The organism is Nocardioides sp. (assembly GCF_036503465.1).
GTDB lineage: Bacteria > Actinomycetota > Actinomycetes > Propionibacteriales > Nocardioidaceae > Nocardioides.
The window spans coordinates 21,884-37,981 of the sequence record NZ_DASXWU010000020.1 but is presented as its reverse complement, the minus strand read 5'-3'; the positions used below and the strand labels follow the sequence as shown (position 1 = coordinate 37,981).

Below are 16,098 nucleotides of genomic sequence, written 5' to 3'. Positions count from 1 at the left end.
CCGAGGCCAAGGGCTCGGCCCGCGCCCGGCTCGCGGCGCAGAGCTGACGACTCGACCGTTCGAGCCCGACGAGCGCCAACGGCGACGCAGGCTAGAGGCGGGCCAGGAAGCGCTCGGCGTCGACGACGACGCGGGTGACCTCGCCGGTGCCCACGACCGCCCCGCCGCCGGCCTCCCGGGCGAGGACGCTGAAGCGGTGCAGGCGTCCGTCGCGGAAGACCGGCGTCGCGGTCACCTCGAGGCGTACGCCGACCCGGCTGGCGCGGGTGTGCTCGAGCTCGATCCGGGTCCCGACCGACGTCTCGCCCTCTCCGAGCTCCGTCTCGATCGCGGCACAGGTGGCCGCCTCGCACCACGCGAGCAGCCGCGGCGTACCCAGCACGGGAAGGCTGCCGGAGCCGAGCGCAGCCGCGGTGTCGTCGTTGGTGACCGTGAAGTTCAGCGTGGTGGTCACACCTCCAGCTCCAGCCGGTAGCCGATCAGGTGCACCGTCTCGGTCGGCGACCAGTCGAGCTCCGGCGCACGGACGAACCCGACCGCCTCGTAGATGCGGTGGGCCGACGTCATCACCGGCAGCGTCGACATCACGACGGCGCGGGCGCCCTCCTGCCGGAACCGGTCCACGACGAGGTCCACGAGCGCCCCGCCGACGCCTCGGCCGCGGGCCTCGGGCGCCACGGCCAGCATCCGGAACTCGCCCTCGCCCGGCTTCGAGACCTCCCGCCAGACCGACCCGTCGGGGCAGATCGTCACGGTGCCGAGGATCTCCTCGGAGTCGTCCGGCGTCGCCACCCACACCTCCGCCTCGCGGTCGCGGCGGGCGGCGTCGCGCAGGCGCTCGACGTAGCCGTCCGTATTCCCTTCGGAGAACTCGGCGTACGCCGCCACGGTGACGTCGCCGGCCGCGGCGAGGTCTTCGGGGCGGGCGCGTCGGATCTGCATGGAGGCCAGGGTGTCAGACGCCGAACGTGTTCCGCGGGTAGGCCGCGTCGACGTCGGTGATCACGTTGACGAGGTACGGCGCGTTCGCGGCGAAGGCGCGGTCCATCGCCGGTCCGATCTCCCGGGGATCGGTCACGGTCTCACCGGCACCGCCGAGCGCCTTGACCACCTCGTCGTACCGCGTCTGCTGGGCCAGGTCGGCGGCCACGTCGTAGCCGTAGATCATCTGCATCGGCCCCTTCTCCAGCGCCCACGCCGAGTTGTTGCCCATCACCATCACCACCGGCAGGTCGTGCCGGACCAGCGTGTCGACGTCCATCAGCGAGAATCCGGCCGCCCCGTCACCGAGCAGGAGCACGACCTGGGACGACGGCCGGGCTAGACGGGCCGCGATGGAGGCGCCGAGCCCGGCGCCGAGGCAGCCGTAGGGACCGGGGTCCAGCCAGCCGCCGGGTCGCTTCGGCTCGACGTACTTGCCGGCGAAGCTGACGAAGTCGCCGCCGTCACCGATCACGACCGCGTCGTCGGCCAGCCGGGGGAGCAGCTCCCCGTAGACGCGGGCCGGATGGATCGGGTCGGCCTCGGCGCTCAGCAGCTCGGCGTCCCGCGCCGCGGCCTCCCGGACGGTGGCCTGGAGGTCCTCGACCCAGGCCTTCCAGGCCGACAGATCCGTGTGCTCCAGTGCCGACGCGAGCCCGCGGAACACCGACGTCAGGTCGCCGGACACCGAGTCGGCGAGCGTGGCGTGCTGTGCGACCTGGCCCGGCGAGTCGGCGACGTGGACCACGCGGGCGGGCTGTGTGTCGTCCTGGCCGCCGAACACGCCGTACCCGAGCCGGAAGTCCAGCGGCGTGCCGACGACGACCACGAGGTCGGCGCCGCTGAACGCCTTGCCGCGCGCCTTGGTGACCAGCAGCGGGTGTCCGCCCGGCACGATCCCGCGCCCCATGCCGTTGGTGATCGCCGGGACGCCCAGGGCCTCGACCAGGTCGAGCGCCGCCTGCTCCGCACCGTCGGCCCAGACGTCGGTGCCGAGCACGAGCACCGGCCGCTCGGCGTCGGCCAGCAGCCGCGCGATCCGCTCCACGGCGTCGGTGTCGGGGTCGGCGCCACGCGGGCGGGAGCCGCCCGGGACGGTCGCGGTGGCCTGGTTGAAGAACTCGTCCATCGGCACGTCCACGAACACCGGTCCCCGGTGGGACGACCCGGCCAGCCGGAACGCCTCGTCGAACCCGCCGGTCACGTCGGCGGCGGTGGGGATGGTCCGTGCGCTCTTGGTGATCGAGGCCAGGATCGGAGGCTGGTCCAGCTCCTGGAGGCTGCCGCTGCCCCACCGGTTCTGCGGAGCACGCCCGCCCACGACCACCATCGGAGACCCCGCGAACTGCGCCTGCGCCATCGCGCTGACGCCGTTGGTGACCCCCGGACCGGCGGTCAGGACGGCCAGCCCCGGCACGCGCGTGAGCTTGCCGGTCGCCTCGGCCGCGAACGCCGCGGTCTGCTCGTGGCGTACGTCGAGGATGCGCATCGGCGGCGCGGCCTTGACCGCCCCGTCGTACATCGGGAAGACATGGGCGCCCGACAGCGTGAACAGGGTCTCGACGCCGTGGGCCCGGGCCACGGCGACGGCCAGCTCGCCGGCGTGGCCGCTCCGTTCGGTGCCGGTCTCGGATTCGCTCATGGAGGGCACGTTACCGACCGGTCACCTTCAGTCGGGCCGGTCGAGAGCGGGATCACGTAGGGGCGATGAGGTACGCCGCGTTCGTGGTGCGCAGGGCGCTGACCAGCTCCAGCAGCAGGTCGGCGCGTACGTCGATCGGCTCGGGTGCCAGCGCGACCTGGATGTGCAGGGCCCGGAGGAAGGCCTCGGGGTTGCCGGTGACGCGGTAGGGGTCGGTGTCCGGAGCGCCGGTCGCGGTGGCCGCCGCCGTGAGGCGGGCCAGCCACGGCTCGATGATCCGGAGCGGCACCAGCCTGCGTCGGAGGATCGTCATCGTCGCCAGCGCCAACCGGTCCGGCTCACCGCTGCTGAGCGGAGCGGCCGTCTCGAGCAGCACCCGGTCGGCGACCACGTCGAGCAGCACGGTCAGCTCGGTGAGCCCGAAGTGGACCGACTGCGCGAGCACGCCGAGGGCGTCTGCTCCGTGCGCGATCGCGTGCGCCCAGCCCTTGCCGGGGACGAACCCCCGCACGTCGCGCTCGCGCACCAGCCACCCGGTGACCCGGTCGCCCCACTCCATGATCTTGACCGGGGGGAGGCGCGACTCGGCGTTGTCGCGCCCGATGCACTCGGCCAGCACCAGCGCCGAGAAGCTGCGCCGGAACACCGAGTCGGTGCCGGACTCGCCGAGCCCCTGGGTGAGGCCCGCGGCCATGCCGTCGCCCAGCCCGGCGAGCAGGTCGTCGTACACGCCCTCGGCGATCCAGGTGGCCAGGATCGGGTACGCGAACTCGTCGCGATCGACCGGATCGGGCGAGCCGAGCATGGTGGTGAGCTCGGCGGTCAGGTCCGCCAGCGGCCGGTCGGTCGGGACCTTCATCTCGGCGGACCGGACCTGCTGCCAGTACGCCGTCGACATGCCGCCCATCCTGCCAGCCGTCCGCCGCAGGCCGGCGGGCGGAGCAGACCGGATTCGAGTGGGGACGCAGCAGACCTACGCTGTCCCGGTGCCGTCCCTGCTGGAGCTCGTCCGGAGCCACACCGACCTCGACGAGGGCGACGTCACGCGGCTCCAGCTGCTGATGGCGGACTGGCAGATCATCGCCGACCTGTCGTTCGCCGACCTGGTGCTCTGGCTGCCCGACCGCGGGGGAGAGGGGTTCTGGGCGGCCGCGCAGATGCGGCCGACGACGGGCCCCACGGCGTACGTCGACGACGTCGTGGGCAGCTTCGTCCCGCTCGGCCGCCGCCCGATGCTGGACCGCGCGTACGCCGACGCGCGGCTGGTCCGCGAGGGTGACCCGGAGTGGCGCGACGACGTGCCGGTGCGGGTCGAGACGATCCCGGTGCCGCGCGACGACCGTGTGATCGCGGTGATCGCCCGCAACACCAACCTTCTCGGCGTTCGCACGCCCAGCCGGCTCGAGCTGTCCTACCTGCAGACCGCCGCCGACCTGACCGCGATGATCGCGGCGGGCGACTTCCCCGCCGACGGCCAGCGCAGCGACCACGCCGACTCGCCGCGCGTGGGCGACGGGTTCGTCCGGGTGGACGAGCGCGGCCGGGTCACCTACGCGAGCCCGAACGCCCTGTCGGTCTACCGTCGCCTCGGCTGGTCGGGTGACCTCGACGGCCGGGTGCTGGCCGAGGTCACCCGGGAGCTGGTGCCGCCGCGGCGGCGCCCGGACGAGGAGACCCTGAGCGCGGTGCTCGGCGGCCGCGCGCACCGCGACACCGAGGTCGGCGGCGACCAGGTCTCCCTGATCGTCCGCGCCATCCCGCTCCGGGCAAGGGGCGAGCATGTGGGCGCGCTGGTGCTGGTCCGCGACGTGACCGACCTACGCCGCCGGGACCGCGAGCTGCTGACCAAGGACGCGACCATCCGGGAGATCCACCACCGGGTGAAGAACAACCTGCAGACCGTGGCCGCACTCCTGCGCCTCCAGGCCCGCCGGATCGGGTCGGACGAGGCACGCGCGGCGCTCGAGGAGGCCGTCCGGCGGGTCGGTTCGATCGCCATCGTGCACGAGACGCTGAGCCAGGAGGTGCTCGACGAGGTCGCCTTCGACGAGATCGCCGACCGCCTGGGAGCGATGGTGACCGACGTGGGCGCCGGGCCTGACGGCCACCACGACCGGCCCGTCGTACGCCGGGACGCGTCGTTCGGGCTGCTCCCCAACGAGACGGCCACCGCGCTGGCGACTGTGCTCACCGAGCTCCTCCAGAACGCCGTCGAGCACGGCTACCCGGACGACCACGCGGGCACCATCACCGTCTCGCCGGAGCGGATCGCCGGACGGCTGCGGGTCACCGTCGACGACGACGGCATCGGCCTTCCGGAGGGGTTCGACCCCGAGATGTCGCCCAACCTCGGGCTCTCGATCGTGCGCACCCTGGTCGAGTCGGAGCTGGGTGGGATGCTCGAGCTGCGGGCCGGCCCGGTCCGGGGAGCGCGGGCGGTCGTCGACGTACCCCTGGACGGCGGGTGAGAGAGCGGCTCAGGCCGTGCGCACGCGTGCGCGGGAGCTGCGCCGCTTCAGCGCGCGGCGCTCGTCCTCGCTGAGGCCGCCCCAGACACCGTGGTCCTGGCCGGCCTCGAGGGCCCACTGGAGGCACTGTTCGCGCACCTCACAACGTCGGCACACCTGCTTGGCCTCCTCGATCTGGAGGATGGCGGGTCCGGTGTTGCCGATGGGGAAGAACAGCTCCGGGTCCTCGTCGAGGCAGGCGGAGCGGTCGCGCCAATCCATGGCTTTCGCAGAGCTCTCTTTCACACGGGTACAACGTCGGGGCGCGCGGATGTGAATCCATTCACGAGCGCGCCCTCCACAGTGGCAAGAATTGCATCGGGAGACAACCCTTTTGGCTGGTCAGTTTTGTCACAGGCTCGGACACCGGTCCTGTCTGGTCAGTCTGCCCGTCCGGGTCCACCTCTGGGCCCGTCTGTGGTCCACCTCCAGGTTGACCCGGAAATCCACCTGTGGCGACCTCCCGTCCACGCATCGGTACCCACCGAGGCGGCCCGTACGCTGACGTCCGTGCCGAAGACCGGTGGCCACCGTCCGCCCCCGCTGGTGGTCGCCGCCAGCCTGGCGGCGGTCGAGGGCGTCTTCGTGCTCGCGTACGGCGTGCTGCTGGCGGCCGACATCCACGCCGACCGGGCGGCGATGGGCGTCACGTCCTCGCTGTTCTTCGCGGTGGTCGGGGCGGCCCTGGTCGCCTGCGCCTGGTTCCTCTCGCGCGGCCGCTCGTGGGGTCGCAGCCCGATCGTGGTGGCTCAGCTGATGTTCCTGGGGCTCGCCTGGAGCTTCCTCGGCGGTGCGACCACCTGGGTCTCGGTGGTCATGGCCGTCGCAGCGCTGGTGGTCCTGGCCGGGCTGCTCCACCCGGCGAGCATCGACGCGCTCTCCGACCGCGACGAGGCGTCGTAGCGGCTCCGGCGATTCAGACCGACTCCTGCAGCGACGCTCGCAGCTGCTCCAGGGTCCGGCTGAGCAGCCGCGACACGTGCATCTGGCTCACCCCGATCTCGGCCGCGATCTCCGACTGCGTCCGGTTCTTGAAGAACCGCAGCAGCAGGATGCGTTTCTCGCGGCTGGGCAGCGCCTCGAGCAGCGGCTTGATCGACTCGCGGATCTCGATCTGCTCCAGCTCCTCGTCATCGAGACCCATCAGCTCGAGCATCGAGACCCCGCCGTCGTCGGAGCCGTCGTCGGCGGCGTCCAGACTGAGCGTCGAGTAGGCGTTGCTGGACTCGATGCCCTCCACGATGTCGTCGACCGAGCAGCCGATGGCCTCGGCCAGCTCGCGCGGCGTCGGCGACCGGCCCAGGCTCTGGGTGAGGTCGGCCGTGGTGGCGCCGATCTGCATCCGCAGTTCCTGCAACCGCCGGGGGACCCGGATCGCCCAGCCCTTGTCGCGGAAGTACCGCTTGATCTCACCGATGATCGTCGGCGTCGCGTACGTCGAGAACTCGACGCCGCGGTCCAGGTCGAACCTGTCGATCGACTTGATCAAGCCGATCGTGCCGACCTGCACCAGGTCCTCGAACGGCTCTCCCCGGTTGCGGAACCGTCGGGCACAGTGCTCGACCAACGGCAGGTGCAGCGCGACCAGGCCGTCGCGCGCCGCGAGGCGGGTCGCCTCCTGGGCGCTTGCGTCCCGAAGGCGACCGAACAGCCGGGCGTTCTGCTCCCGAGCGCCGTCGACCCGCGGGTCCGGGCCGCCATCCGACTGGTCGGGCCCCGAGCCCCCGTCGAAGGTCATCTCAGCCGCCGGCTCCCCGTCGTCCGTCGCTGAACGCCAGGCTCGAGTCGGCCGAGAACGTGATCTCGAGATGCTGGTCGCCGGCATCCGCGGTCGCCTCGGCGCTGAGCGTGCTCAGCACCTGCCACGCGAAGCTCTCGTAGTCGGGCTCGGCCCGCCCGGGTGTCGTGACGCGGACCGAGATGGTCAGGGTCCCTGGGGTCTGCCGGAAGTCGGCCTCGAGGTCGCCACCCGGCGTGGCCTCGGGAAGCACCAGGGCGCACGCCTCGCCCACCGCGATGCGCAGGTCCTCGATGTCGTCGACGGTGAAGTCGAGGCGGGCGGCGAGCCCCGCGGTCATGGTCCGGAGCACGGAGACGTAGGCGCCGTCGGCCGGGATGCGCAGCGACACATCGGCCTTCTCGGGAGCGGGGCGGTCCATCGCGTGCCTTCCGGAGAGTGTGGGTCCAACCCTAGGGGCTGGGCAGAGGGTCGGGCCGGGAAACGCACGAGGGCCCGCAGGTGGCGGGCCCTCGAGGTTCGACGTGGTCGGTGTCTGTCAGCTGGTTGCGGTAGGACGGTGACGAGTTCGCGCCGGCGCGCTCACTCGTCCTGAAGACCAGAAGTCGTGAGCTTTCGCGGCCTCCGGCCGTGAAGGCTCACGACTTCTTGGTCTCCCAGAAGATCTCCGCGATCTCGTCGATCTTGGCCAGCAGCTCGTCTGCCTTGGCGGCGTCCATCTCGCCCTTCACGCCGGTGGCGCCCGCCAGCTTGGTCGCCTCGTTGAACAGCGTGTGCAGCTGCGGGTACTTCTCGAAGTGCGGGGGCTTGAAGTAGTCGGTCCAGAGCACCCAGAGGTGGTGCTTGACCAGCTCCGCACGCTGCTCCTTGATGATGATCGCGCGGGTGCGGAAGTCGGGATCGTCGTTGTCCGCGACCTTGGTGATGATGCCCTTGATGGACTCGGCCTCGATGCGTGCCTGGGCGGGGTCGTAGACACCGCACGGGAGGTCGCAGTGGGCCGAGACGTCGACGGTGGGAGCGAACAGGTTCGCGAACATGTGGTCCTCTCTGTTCAGGTGGAGGTCAGGGATGCAGGGGCTGGATGTGCCTCGCCTGGGACACTACTCCGCGTGCCGAGGCCCCCTGGGGCGGGTTCGTACCCGCTGCGCCCACCCGCATTCGGGGTCGCGCGCGTGCATCACGCCTCGATGCGACCGACGCTCGAGCCGGGTGACCGGCTGCTCGTCCGGTACGCCGCGCCGGTTGCCGCCGGCCGGCTCGTCCTGGCCCGTTTCCCGGACGGCACGCTGGCCGTGAAGCGGGCGGTCGAGCCGCGCGCCACGCGCACCGGCGACGCGGGGTGGTGGCTGCTCAGCGACAACCCGGACGAAGGGGTCGACTCCCGGCACCGGGGGGTGATCCCGGACACGGACGTGGTGGCCGTCGTGGTGGCGCGGCTCTGGCCGCACCCCGCGGCCGGTCGTCGGCTGTGAGCGGGTCTCGGTCGGGTGTCCACGGACCGCCGCGGCGAGCGGGACGGCGTACCCGCTGTGCCACAGTGACGGAGTGGCCGCCCCAGCTCGACGCTCCGACGCGCACCGGTTCGCCGGCGATCCCGTGTTCGACCTCCACGTCGGCGGGAAGATGGAGGTACGGTCCCGGGTCGCCCTGAACGACCGGGACGACCTGTCGCTGGCCTACACGCCCGGCGTCGCCCGGGTCTGCGAGGCGATCGCCGAGGATCCGACGCTGACTCGGGAGTACACCTGGGTGCCGCACACGGTCGCGGTCGTGACCGACGGCACCGCTGTCCTCGGCCTCGGCGACATCGGCCCGGCAGCGGCGATGCCGGTGATGGAGGGGAAGGCGGTGCTGTTCAAGGAGTTCGGCGGCGTCGACGCCGTCCCGATCTGCCTGGCCACCACCGACGTCGAGGAGATCATCGCCACCGTCGCCCGGCTCGCGCCGAGCTTCGGGGGGATCAACCTGGAGGACATCTCGGCGCCGCGCTGCTTCGAGATCGAGGAGCGGCTCAAGGGGATGCTCGACATCCCGGTCTTCCACGACGACCAGCACGGCACGGCGGTGGTGGCGCTCGCGGCGATCACCAACGCGCTCACGCTCACCGGCCGTATGCCGGAGAAGACTCGCGTCGTCGTGTCCGGCGCCGGGGCGGCCGGGGTGGCGGTGGCGCGGATCCTCCTCAACGCCGGCGTCGGAGACATCGCGGTGGTGGACCGGCAGGGCGTGCTCAACTCACGGCGTACCGACCTGACCCCGGTGAAGAAGGCGCTGGCCGTCGACACCGCCGACGTGCACGACCGGCACGGCTCGCTGGCCGACGTGATGGCCGGCGCCGACGTCTATCTCGGCGTCTCCGGAGGCACCGTGCCCGAGGAGGTCGTGGCGAGCATGGCCGACGACGCGATCGTCTTCGGGCTCGCCAACCCCAACCCCGAGGTGCCGGTCGAGATCGCCCGCCGCCACGCCCGGATCGTGGCCACCGGGCGCTCCGACCACCCCAACCAGATCAACAACGTGCTGGCATTCCCGGGGATCTTCCGCGGCGCGTTCGACGTCCATGCGACGGCCATCACCGAAGGCATGAAGCTCGCCGCCGCCGAGGCCCTCGCCGGCCTGGTCGGCGCCGACCTCGCCGAGGACCACATCGTCCCCTCGCCCTTCGACCCCCGCGTCGGCCCGACGGTGGCCGCTGCCGTCGCCGAGGCCGCGCGGACGGACGGCGTCGCGCGAGTCTGAGATGCAAAGGTGACCGGCCCGAGACGCTCGCGTCCCGGACTGATCGGGTCACCACTCCGTGCGTCGCTAGGGTCGGGACATGTTCGCCGTGTACGCCGAGACGTTCTCGACCGACGACCCTCTGGCCGGGCTGGTGGTGGGGGAGCGGCCGGAGCCGGAGGTCCCCGAGGGGTGGACGACGGTGACGGTGAAGGCGGCGTCACTGAACCACCACGACCTGTGGTCGCTGCGCGGCGTGGGGCTCAAGGAAGAGCAGCTGCCGATGATCCTCGGCTGCGACGCCGCCGGGGTCGACGAGGACGGCAACGAGGTGCTGATCCACGCCGTGATCAGCGATCCCTCCTGGCGGGGCGACGAGACGGAGGACCCGAAGCGCTCGCTGCTCTCGGAGCGCTACCAGGGGACCTTCGCCGACCGGGTCGCGGTGCCGCGGGCGAACCTGGTGCCGAAGCCGGCATCGCTGTCGTTCGCGGAGGCGGCGTGCCTGCCGACGGCGTGGCTGACCGCGTACCGGATGCTCTTCGTGCAGGGCGGTCTCGAGCCCGGACAGTCGGTGCTGGTGCAGGGTGCCGGCGGCGGCGTCGCCACCGCCCTGATCACCTTGGCGCGGGCCGGGGGACTCCAGGTGTTCGCCACCAGCCGCGACGAGGCGAAGCGGGCGAGGGCCCTGGAGATCGGCGCCCACGCGGCGTACGACAGCGGTGCCCGGCTGCCCGACCGGGTGGACGCGGTGATGGAGACCGTCGGAGCAGCGACCTGGACCCACTCACTGCGCTCGCTCCGCCCCGGGGGGACGCTCGTGATCAGCGGCGCCACCAGCGGCCCCAACCCCGAGAGCACGGAGCTGAATCGGATCTTCTTCCTGCAGCTCCGGGTGATCGGCTCGACGATGGGTACCAGCACCGAGCTGGGTCGGCTGGTGTCGTTCCTGGACGCGACCGGCACCAAGCCGCTGGTCGACCGGACGCTGCCGATCGCCGACGCCCGCGAGGGCTTCGCCGCGATGAACGACGGCGACGTCTTCGGCAAGATCGTCTTCACACGCTGATGGCGACGCATCTGATCACCGGGGCAGGCTCGGGCATCGGCGGCGCGGTGGCCGAGGTCTTGCACGGCCGCGGCGACGACCTTGTCCTGCTGGCGCGCAACGACGAGCGGGCGGCTGCGCTCACCGAGCGGTTCCCCGGCTCGCGCACCGTCGTCGTCGACCTGGCCGATCCCGACGCGGTCGACCGGATCGCCGGGCTGCCGGACCGCCTCGACTCGCTCCTCCACGTCGCCGGTGTCGTCGAGCTGGCCCCGGTGGCCGAGCTCCGCGCCGAGCACCTCCGCGAGCAGCTCGACGTGAACCTGGTCGCGCCGGCGTTGCTCACCCGGACCTGCCTCCCGGCGCTGCGAGCGGGCCGGGGGATCGTGGTGTTCGTGAACTCGGCGGCCGGACTCTCCGCCGGCGCGAGCTGGGCGGCGTACGCCGCGTCGAAGTTCGGGTTGCGGGCGCTCGCCGACTCGCTCCGTTCGGAGGAGATGGAGAACGGCGTGCGGGTGACGACCCTGTTTCCCTCGCGCACCGCGACCCCGATGCAGGAGAAGGTGCACGAGCAGGAAGGGCGCACCTACGACTCCTCGCGCTGGATCAGCCCCGAGACGGTCGCGGCGACCATGCTGCACGTGCTCGACCTGCCCCGGGACGCCACGATCCCCGAGGTGACGGTGCGCCCCCTCGTGCCCTGGACGCCCCGCTAGCGGTTACTGCTGCGTAACTTCCGGGCCCGCCGGCGCGTTAGGGACTCCAGTCCCACCATGCCCCTGGAGGTCGCGATGCGCGCCCGTGCCGGTTCCCTGACTCTCGTCCTGACGGCCGCCTTCACGTCGCTCGCCCTCCTGGCGCCGGTGGTCGGTCCCGCCGACGCGGCTTCCGGCGGGCCGGAGTACCGACGTCACGACTACGCCGACGGCCAGGCCCGCTACGTGCTGCCGCCCGGTGAGAACGGACTGGTGAACGCGACCGACGCCCTGGCGTTCGAGACCACCCAGCGGCGGCCGCCGAACAGCCAGGACCAGCTCGGCCAGTACGCCGACCTGCTCTACGGCTACCCGCGCCTGACCAACGCGAAGCTCGGGACGTACTTCAACGACGAGTCGTTCGGGGTGCGGCCCCAGGACGTCACGCGCACGGAGACGCCCGGCGACGGCGTGACCATCTACCGCGACCGGCACGACGTACCCCACATCTACGGCGACACCGACCAGGCCGCGGCGTTCGGGGCGGGCTACGCGCAGGCCGAGGACCGGCTGTTCCTGATGGACGTGCTGCGGCACTACGGCGCCGGCACGCTGTCGAGCTTCCTCGGTGCCTCGTGCGAGTTCGAGCAGATGGACCACGACCAGCTCCTGCTCGCGCCGTACACCCAGGCACAGGCACACCGCCAGGTCGCCCTGCTGCCGCAGCGGTACGGCGCGCGCGGCGCGCTGGCGAAGTCGATGATCGACTCCTACGTCGACGGGGTGAACGCCTACATCGCCGCCGCCGAGACCGACCCTTCGAAGATGCCCGTCGACTACCTCGCCGGGGCTCCCGACGCGGCCGTCCCGCAGCCGTGGACGGACGCCGACGTGGTCTACATCGCCGGCCTGATCGGCGGGATCTTCGGCCGCGGCGGTGGCTTCGAGACCGACGACGGGCACCTGCTGCGCTACCTCCAGGGGCGGTACGGCGCCAAGGCCGGCCTGCGCGCCTACCGCGACCTCAACCATCAGAACGACCCGCTGGCACCGACCACGATCACCGACAAGCGCTTCCGGTACGACGTACGCACCCGCTCGTGGGACCGCTCCCTCAACGCGATCCCCGGACCCCGGGCGCTCACCGGCGGACCGGCATCCACGTCGACCGGCTGCGGGACGAGCTCCGGGCTGCCGACCGGCTCCACCTCCGGGCTCACGACGCGCCAGCGGATCGGCGCCAACATCGTGCAGGCGCTACGCGCGATGCCCCAGCACATGAGCAACGCCCTGGTGATCAACGGCTCGCACACGCGGTCGGGCCACCCGGTCGCGGTCTTCGGCCCCCAGGTCTCCTACTTCGCGCCGCAGATCCTCTCGGTCCTCGACCTGCACGCGCCCGACTACGACGCGATGGGCGCGTCCTTCCCGGGCACCGGTCTGGTCGAGCTCGGACGCGGACGCGACTACGCCTGGTCGGCCACCTCGGCCGGCAGCGACCTGATCGACCAGCGGGTGGAGAGGATCTGCGACCCGGGCGGCGGTACGCCGGCCGCGAACGGCACGTCGTACGTCTTCCGCGGGACGTGCGTGCCGATGCAGCACGAGACGTTCACCGAGAACGTGGTGCCGAAGGCCGGCAGCGGAGGCGGTGCGCCGGCGACGATCTCGCACGAGATCTACAAGACCCGGCACGGCGTGGTGCAGGGGTGGACGAAGGTGCACGGACATCCGGTCGCAGTCGTGAACCAGAGGTCGACGTACAACCACGACATCGACTCGGTGATCGGCTTCCTGGGGTTCGGCGACCCGGCGATCACCCACGACGTGCACAGCTGGATGCGGCAGGCGAACAAGATCGGCTACACGTTCAACTGGTTCTACGTCGACGACCGCGACACCGGGTACTTCGTCAGCGGGCGCGACCCGCGGCGCAACCCGCACGCCGACCCGACCCTGCCGACGTGGGGGACCGGGCGGGCCGAGTGGAGGGGCTTCCTGTCCTTCCGGCAGCACCCGCACGAGGTCAACCCGAAGCAGGGGTTCTTCGTCAGCTGGAACAACAAGCCGGCGCCGGGCTTCGCCGTCGACGGTGAGTACGCCGACGGGCAGACCTACCGCTCGGTGATGCTCGTGCGGCAGCTGCACCGGAAGTTCCGGGCGACCGGCAACAGCGTCACCCGAGCGGACGTCGTGCAGGCGATGGAGAGCGCGGCCAGCCAGGACCTCGACGGACTCACGGTGACCCCGCTGCTGCTGCGCTACCTGAAGGGGCATCACCAGACGGCTCAGACCCGCGCGATGCTGCGGCAGCTCCGCGGCTGGCTGGCGGACGGCGCGCATCGGCGCAAGGCGCGGGCGTCGGCGACGCAGTATCAGCACCATGCCGCCATCGCGATCAACGACGAGCTGATGCCGAACCTGGTCCGCGCGCTCTACGACCGGATCCTGGCCAAGGGAGGGTTCTCGGGCGTCAGCTCGACCGGCGGGGCCACGGTGCCGGGCTACACGAAGGTGCCGATGCAGTGGGTGAACACGCCGAACAGCGGCGGCGCGCACCTGGGCTCGGCGTACGACGGGGGGTTCGAGGGGTACCTGATGTCGACGATGCAGCAGCTGCTGGGGCGCCATCCCGCGGACGGCTTCGGCCGGGTGCTGTCACGGCACGAGTGCGACGGCGGGCCGGCGACGTGCCGGAAGGCGATCGCCCACGCTCTCGCTACGACGTACGCCGCGCTGGTCACGGCCAACGGGAACCGCGACGTCGCCTCCTGGACCGACTCGACCGCCTCCCACGCCGCCGGGCAGAAGATGCCGGTCTACGACTCCATCGCCTTCCGCGCCCTCGGCCTGGTCGGCCAGCCGAACATCGACTGGCAGAACCGCCCGACCTTCCAGCAGGTCGTGGAGTTCCCCCGCCACCGCAAGCGCTGAACCGGCAGAAGAGCGCTGGTCCAGAGCACTCACCCGGCAGAAAGGCTCACCCGTCAGGTCGTTCCAGGATGAAGATGCGCAGCCGCCGTGCTGACATCCGGTGCTGGTAGACCACGTAGCCGCCGTAGACATCAGCCGATGCCGTGAGCACCTCGTCGCGCTCGTCCGCAGTGGCGGGCCGCGCGACGACGTGGAGGGTGACGCTGCGATGGCGCACGGTGGCGCGCGGATCGGCCTCGAGGTTGAGCGCCCACGCCGGCGTCGAACGCTGGCCGAAGTTGGTGCCGAGCAAAGCCAGCGTGTCGGCGTACGGCACGGCGATCAGGTGCGAGGTGCGCGGAAGTCCGGACGTGCGACCCGTGGTGGTCACGTCGATCACCGGCAGCCCGGCGAGCAGCTCCGGCGCGCTGGTGCGGCCGCCCGTCAGGCGCCCGATGACGTTGTCGAGGTGGCGCAGCGATCTGGAGAAGACCCAGGCGCCGGTCGCGTCGAGGACACTGACTGGGTGAGCCGATGAAGTCTGGATGGCGGGGGAACGCGGTACCCGAGATCGGCCGCCACGCCCACATCACGACGGTAGCAGCGGGCGCGTTCCTGCCGGGTCAGCGCCTAAGGCAGGAGCACCCGGCGTACGACGTGCTCGACGCCGGCCAGGAAGGTCACCAGCCAGGCGGCGAGGGCGACCCAGATCCACACCCGGCCGATGTCGGTCAGCAGGGACAGGTGGTCCGCGGTGCCGATGCGGGTGCTGGCGACGGCGTACATGCCGAGGGGAAAGACGATGCTCCACAGGTTCGCCTCGTAGGTCAGCGGCACCCGGTGGGTCACGTGCCGCCACCAGCCCATCGCGAACAACGCCGGGACCAGCCAGGTCGCCAGCACCCACGCGAACAGGCTGCCGCCCCGGATCGCGTCGCCCGCCGCGTCGAGGAGCGGGCCGGACGGGAGCAGGGTGATCTCGGCGCCGGCCAGAGCGGTGATGGCGGCGGCACCCATCGCAACCCAGTACGGCGGGGTCAGGTCGGCGGGCCCGAAGTCGAAGGCCAGCAGCCGCATCGCCACGAAGACTCCGTCGACGGCGTACAGGAAGACCCCGAGGAACCACGCGCCGACCGCGACGGCAGGGAGCGTCGGCCCCGGGTGTACCGCGGCCAGCACCGCCGCCGCGACGGCCACGGACTGGCCGCCGACGGCCCACATGAACCACGTCCCGTTGGCCGCGGCCACGATCGGTCGCTCACCGGCTCCCAACCGCGTCGTCCACGGGACGGCGTACCCCCGGAGCAGCCAGGAAGCCGTGGCGACGGCGAGCAGCACGAGGGCGATGTCGGTGGAGTCGGTCGCGATCCGGGCGGCGAGCACGTCGGCCGCGGCCACGAACGTGTAGAACCCGAACCCGCGCAGCGGATGGGTGAAGTCGTCGACCAGCTCCGCGCGGTGGGAGACCAGTCGCCAGCCGTTGAGCAGTACGAGACCCACGAACGCGGCGACGGTGAGCACCAGCAGGCAGCGCGACAGCAGCCGGCGGCCGTCGAACCCCAGACCCACCGAGATGATCCCGGTCGCCATCACCGCTGCGAAGTAGCCGGGGGACAGCTCGCGCAGCGCCGCGTGGAGGCGCCCGCCGAGCGTCGACCCCGGCCGGCGCACTCAGTCCTCGGGGTCGTCGAGTCTCGCCAGCCAGGTGGCGAGCCGCTCCACGGCGGTCTCGAACTCCGGATGGGCGTCGGTGAACTCCTGGAGCCGGTCGCCCAGCCAGGCCAGGGTGATCTCCTCCTCACCCCGGCGCTGCTGCAGCTCCTCGATCCCGCGGTCGGTGAAGTACATCTCGG

The 16,098-nt window shown here is 71.9% G+C and carries 18 protein-coding genes; 7 read left to right on the top strand and 11 right to left on the bottom strand.

What is annotated here, in order from left to right; genetic code table 11:
- Positions 1-91 precede the first annotated feature (91 nt).
- From VGK78_RS03000 to VGK78_RS02985, 4 genes are read right to left on the bottom strand one after another with little or no spacing between them, the layout of a single operon-like run.
- On the bottom strand, positions 92-454 hold the full coding sequence (locus VGK78_RS03000) for a thioesterase family protein (protein ID WP_331525825.1): 363 nt from the start codon (positions 452-454) through the stop codon (positions 92-94).
- Positions 451-942 carry a GNAT family N-acetyltransferase gene (locus VGK78_RS02995; RefSeq protein ID WP_331525824.1) on the bottom strand — a complete coding sequence of 164 codons (492 nt, stop codon included), beginning with the start codon at positions 940-942 and terminating at the stop codon, positions 451-453. Before VGK78_RS02995 ends, VGK78_RS03000 begins: the two co-directional genes overlap by 4 nt.
- A gap of 13 nt (positions 943-955) precedes the next feature.
- On the bottom strand, positions 956-2,623 hold the full coding sequence (locus VGK78_RS02990; RefSeq protein WP_331525823.1) for an acetolactate synthase: 1,668 nt from the start codon (positions 2,621-2,623) through the stop codon (positions 956-958).
- Between the two features lie 52 nt (positions 2,624-2,675).
- The gene (locus VGK78_RS02985) at positions 2,676-3,521 is read right to left on the bottom strand and encodes a DUF2785 domain-containing protein (RefSeq protein WP_331525822.1); all 846 of its coding nucleotides are present in this window, start codon (positions 3,519-3,521) and stop codon (positions 2,676-2,678) included.
- An 88-nt stretch (positions 3,522-3,609) separates the two neighbouring features.
- Here VGK78_RS02985 and VGK78_RS02980 point away from each other — a divergent pair, with 88 nt between their 5' ends.
- The gene (locus VGK78_RS02980) at positions 3,610-5,091 is read left to right on the top strand and encodes a sensor histidine kinase (protein ID WP_331525820.1); all 1,482 of its coding nucleotides are present in this window, start codon (positions 3,610-3,612) and stop codon (positions 5,089-5,091) included.
- A gap of 9 nt (positions 5,092-5,100) precedes the next feature.
- Here VGK78_RS02980 and VGK78_RS02975 read toward each other — a convergent pair whose 3' ends face one another.
- Positions 5,101-5,352: a WhiB family transcriptional regulator gene (locus tag VGK78_RS02975; RefSeq protein WP_329651210.1), complete on the bottom strand. Its 252-nt coding sequence runs from the start codon at positions 5,350-5,352 to the stop codon at positions 5,101-5,103.
- A 288-nt stretch (positions 5,353-5,640) separates the two neighbouring features.
- On the opposite strand from VGK78_RS02975, the gene VGK78_RS02970 reads away from it, so the two are divergent.
- Positions 5,641-6,033, top strand: coding sequence for a hypothetical protein (locus VGK78_RS02970; RefSeq protein ID WP_331525819.1), 393 nt, complete (start codon positions 5,641-5,643; stop codon positions 6,031-6,033).
- A gap of 13 nt (positions 6,034-6,046) precedes the next feature.
- On the opposite strand, the gene VGK78_RS02965 is transcribed toward VGK78_RS02970, so the two are convergent.
- The 3 genes from VGK78_RS02965 to sodN all read right to left on the bottom strand — a co-directional run bounded on the left by VGK78_RS02965 (position 6,047) and on the right by sodN (position 7,908).
- Positions 6,047-6,868 (bottom strand): RNA polymerase sigma factor SigF, encoded by an 822-nt coding sequence (locus tag VGK78_RS02965; protein ID WP_331525818.1) that lies wholly within the window; start codon positions 6,866-6,868, stop codon positions 6,047-6,049.
- Between the two features lies 1 nt (position 6,869).
- The gene (locus VGK78_RS02960; protein WP_331525817.1) at positions 6,870-7,289 is read right to left on the bottom strand and encodes an ATP-binding protein; all 420 of its coding nucleotides are present in this window, start codon (positions 7,287-7,289) and stop codon (positions 6,870-6,872) included.
- A 217-nt stretch (positions 7,290-7,506) separates the two neighbouring features.
- Positions 7,507-7,908, bottom strand: a complete 402-nt coding sequence (gene sodN, locus VGK78_RS02955) for a superoxide dismutase, Ni (protein ID WP_331525816.1) — start codon at positions 7,906-7,908, stop codon at positions 7,507-7,509.
- Between the two features lie 72 nt (positions 7,909-7,980).
- On the opposite strand from sodN, the gene VGK78_RS02950 reads away from it, so the two are divergent.
- The 5 genes from VGK78_RS02950 to VGK78_RS02930 all read left to right on the top strand — a co-directional run bounded on the left by VGK78_RS02950 (position 7,981) and on the right by VGK78_RS02930 (position 14,266).
- Positions 7,981-8,343, top strand: coding sequence for a S24/S26 family peptidase (locus tag VGK78_RS02950; RefSeq protein WP_331525815.1), 363 nt, complete (start codon positions 7,981-7,983; stop codon positions 8,341-8,343).
- Positions 8,344-8,494: 151 nt separating this feature from the next.
- A complete protein-coding gene (locus VGK78_RS02945; RefSeq protein ID WP_331525826.1) occupies positions 8,495-9,610 on the top strand; it encodes an NADP-dependent malic enzyme in 1,116 nt (371 codons plus the stop codon).
- Between the two features lie 79 nt (positions 9,611-9,689).
- Positions 9,690-10,658: a zinc-binding dehydrogenase gene (locus VGK78_RS02940; RefSeq protein WP_331525814.1), complete on the top strand. Its 969-nt coding sequence runs from the start codon at positions 9,690-9,692 to the stop codon at positions 10,656-10,658.
- Complete coding sequence (locus tag VGK78_RS02935) at positions 10,658-11,353, top strand: SDR family oxidoreductase (protein WP_331525813.1); 696 nt, start codon at positions 10,658-10,660, stop codon at positions 11,351-11,353. Before VGK78_RS02940 ends, VGK78_RS02935 begins: the two co-directional genes overlap by 1 nt.
- A gap of 57 nt (positions 11,354-11,410) precedes the next feature.
- A complete protein-coding gene (locus VGK78_RS02930; protein ID WP_331525812.1) occupies positions 11,411-14,266 on the top strand; it encodes a penicillin acylase family protein in 2,856 nt (951 codons plus the stop codon).
- A 46-nt stretch (positions 14,267-14,312) separates the two neighbouring features.
- Here the strand turns inward: VGK78_RS02930 and VGK78_RS02925 are convergent, their stop codons facing one another.
- The 3 genes from VGK78_RS02925 to VGK78_RS02915 all read right to left on the bottom strand — a co-directional run bounded on the left by VGK78_RS02925 (position 14,313) and on the right by VGK78_RS02915 (position 16,093).
- Positions 14,313-14,636, bottom strand: coding sequence for a nitroreductase family deazaflavin-dependent oxidoreductase (locus tag VGK78_RS02925; protein WP_331525811.1), 324 nt, complete (start codon positions 14,634-14,636; stop codon positions 14,313-14,315).
- A gap of 239 nt (positions 14,637-14,875) precedes the next feature.
- Positions 14,876-15,916, bottom strand: coding sequence for a tellurite resistance/C4-dicarboxylate transporter family protein (locus VGK78_RS02920; protein ID WP_331525809.1), 1,041 nt, complete (start codon positions 15,914-15,916; stop codon positions 14,876-14,878).
- Positions 15,917-16,093, bottom strand: coding sequence for a DUF6104 family protein (locus VGK78_RS02915; protein WP_331525808.1), 177 nt, complete (start codon positions 16,091-16,093; stop codon positions 15,917-15,919).
- Positions 16,094-16,098: the final 5 nt, after the last annotated feature.

What these genes read in the sequence shown, in the direction of transcription:
- VGK78_RS02960 (WP_331525817.1), bottom strand. Translation starts at nt 7,289, where the DNA reads ATGGACCGCCCCGCTCCCGAGAAGGCCGATGTGTCGCTGCGCATCCCG.
- VGK78_RS02995 (WP_331525824.1), bottom strand. Translation starts at nt 942, where the DNA reads ATGCAGATCCGACGCGCCCGCCCCGAAGACCTCGCCGCGGCCGGCGAC.
- VGK78_RS02985 (WP_331525822.1), bottom strand. Translation starts at nt 3,521, where the DNA reads ATGTCGACGGCGTACTGGCAGCAGGTCCGGTCCGCCGAGATGAAGGTC.
- VGK78_RS02990 (WP_331525823.1), bottom strand. Translation starts at nt 2,623, where the DNA reads ATGAGCGAATCCGAGACCGGCACCGAACGGAGCGGCCACGCCGGCGAG.
- VGK78_RS02975 (WP_329651210.1), bottom strand. Translation starts at nt 5,352, where the DNA reads ATGGATTGGCGCGACCGCTCCGCCTGCCTCGACGAGGACCCGGAGCTG.
- VGK78_RS02930 (WP_331525812.1), top strand. Translation starts at nt 11,411, where the DNA reads ATGCCCCTGGAGGTCGCGATGCGCGCCCGTGCCGGTTCCCTGACTCTC.
- VGK78_RS02940 (WP_331525814.1), top strand. Translation starts at nt 9,690, where the DNA reads ATGTTCGCCGTGTACGCCGAGACGTTCTCGACCGACGACCCTCTGGCC.
- VGK78_RS02945 (WP_331525826.1), top strand. Translation starts at nt 8,495, where the DNA reads ATGGAGGTACGGTCCCGGGTCGCCCTGAACGACCGGGACGACCTGTCG.
- VGK78_RS02935 (WP_331525813.1), top strand. Translation starts at nt 10,658, where the DNA reads ATGGCGACGCATCTGATCACCGGGGCAGGCTCGGGCATCGGCGGCGCG.
- VGK78_RS02965 (WP_331525818.1), bottom strand. Translation starts at nt 6,868, where the DNA reads ATGACCTTCGACGGGGGCTCGGGGCCCGACCAGTCGGATGGCGGCCCG.
- sodN (WP_331525816.1), bottom strand. Translation starts at nt 7,908, where the DNA reads ATGTTCGCGAACCTGTTCGCTCCCACCGTCGACGTCTCGGCCCACTGC.
- VGK78_RS02915 (WP_331525808.1), bottom strand. Translation starts at nt 16,093, where the DNA reads ATGTACTTCACCGACCGCGGGATCGAGGAGCTGCAGCAGCGCCGGGGT.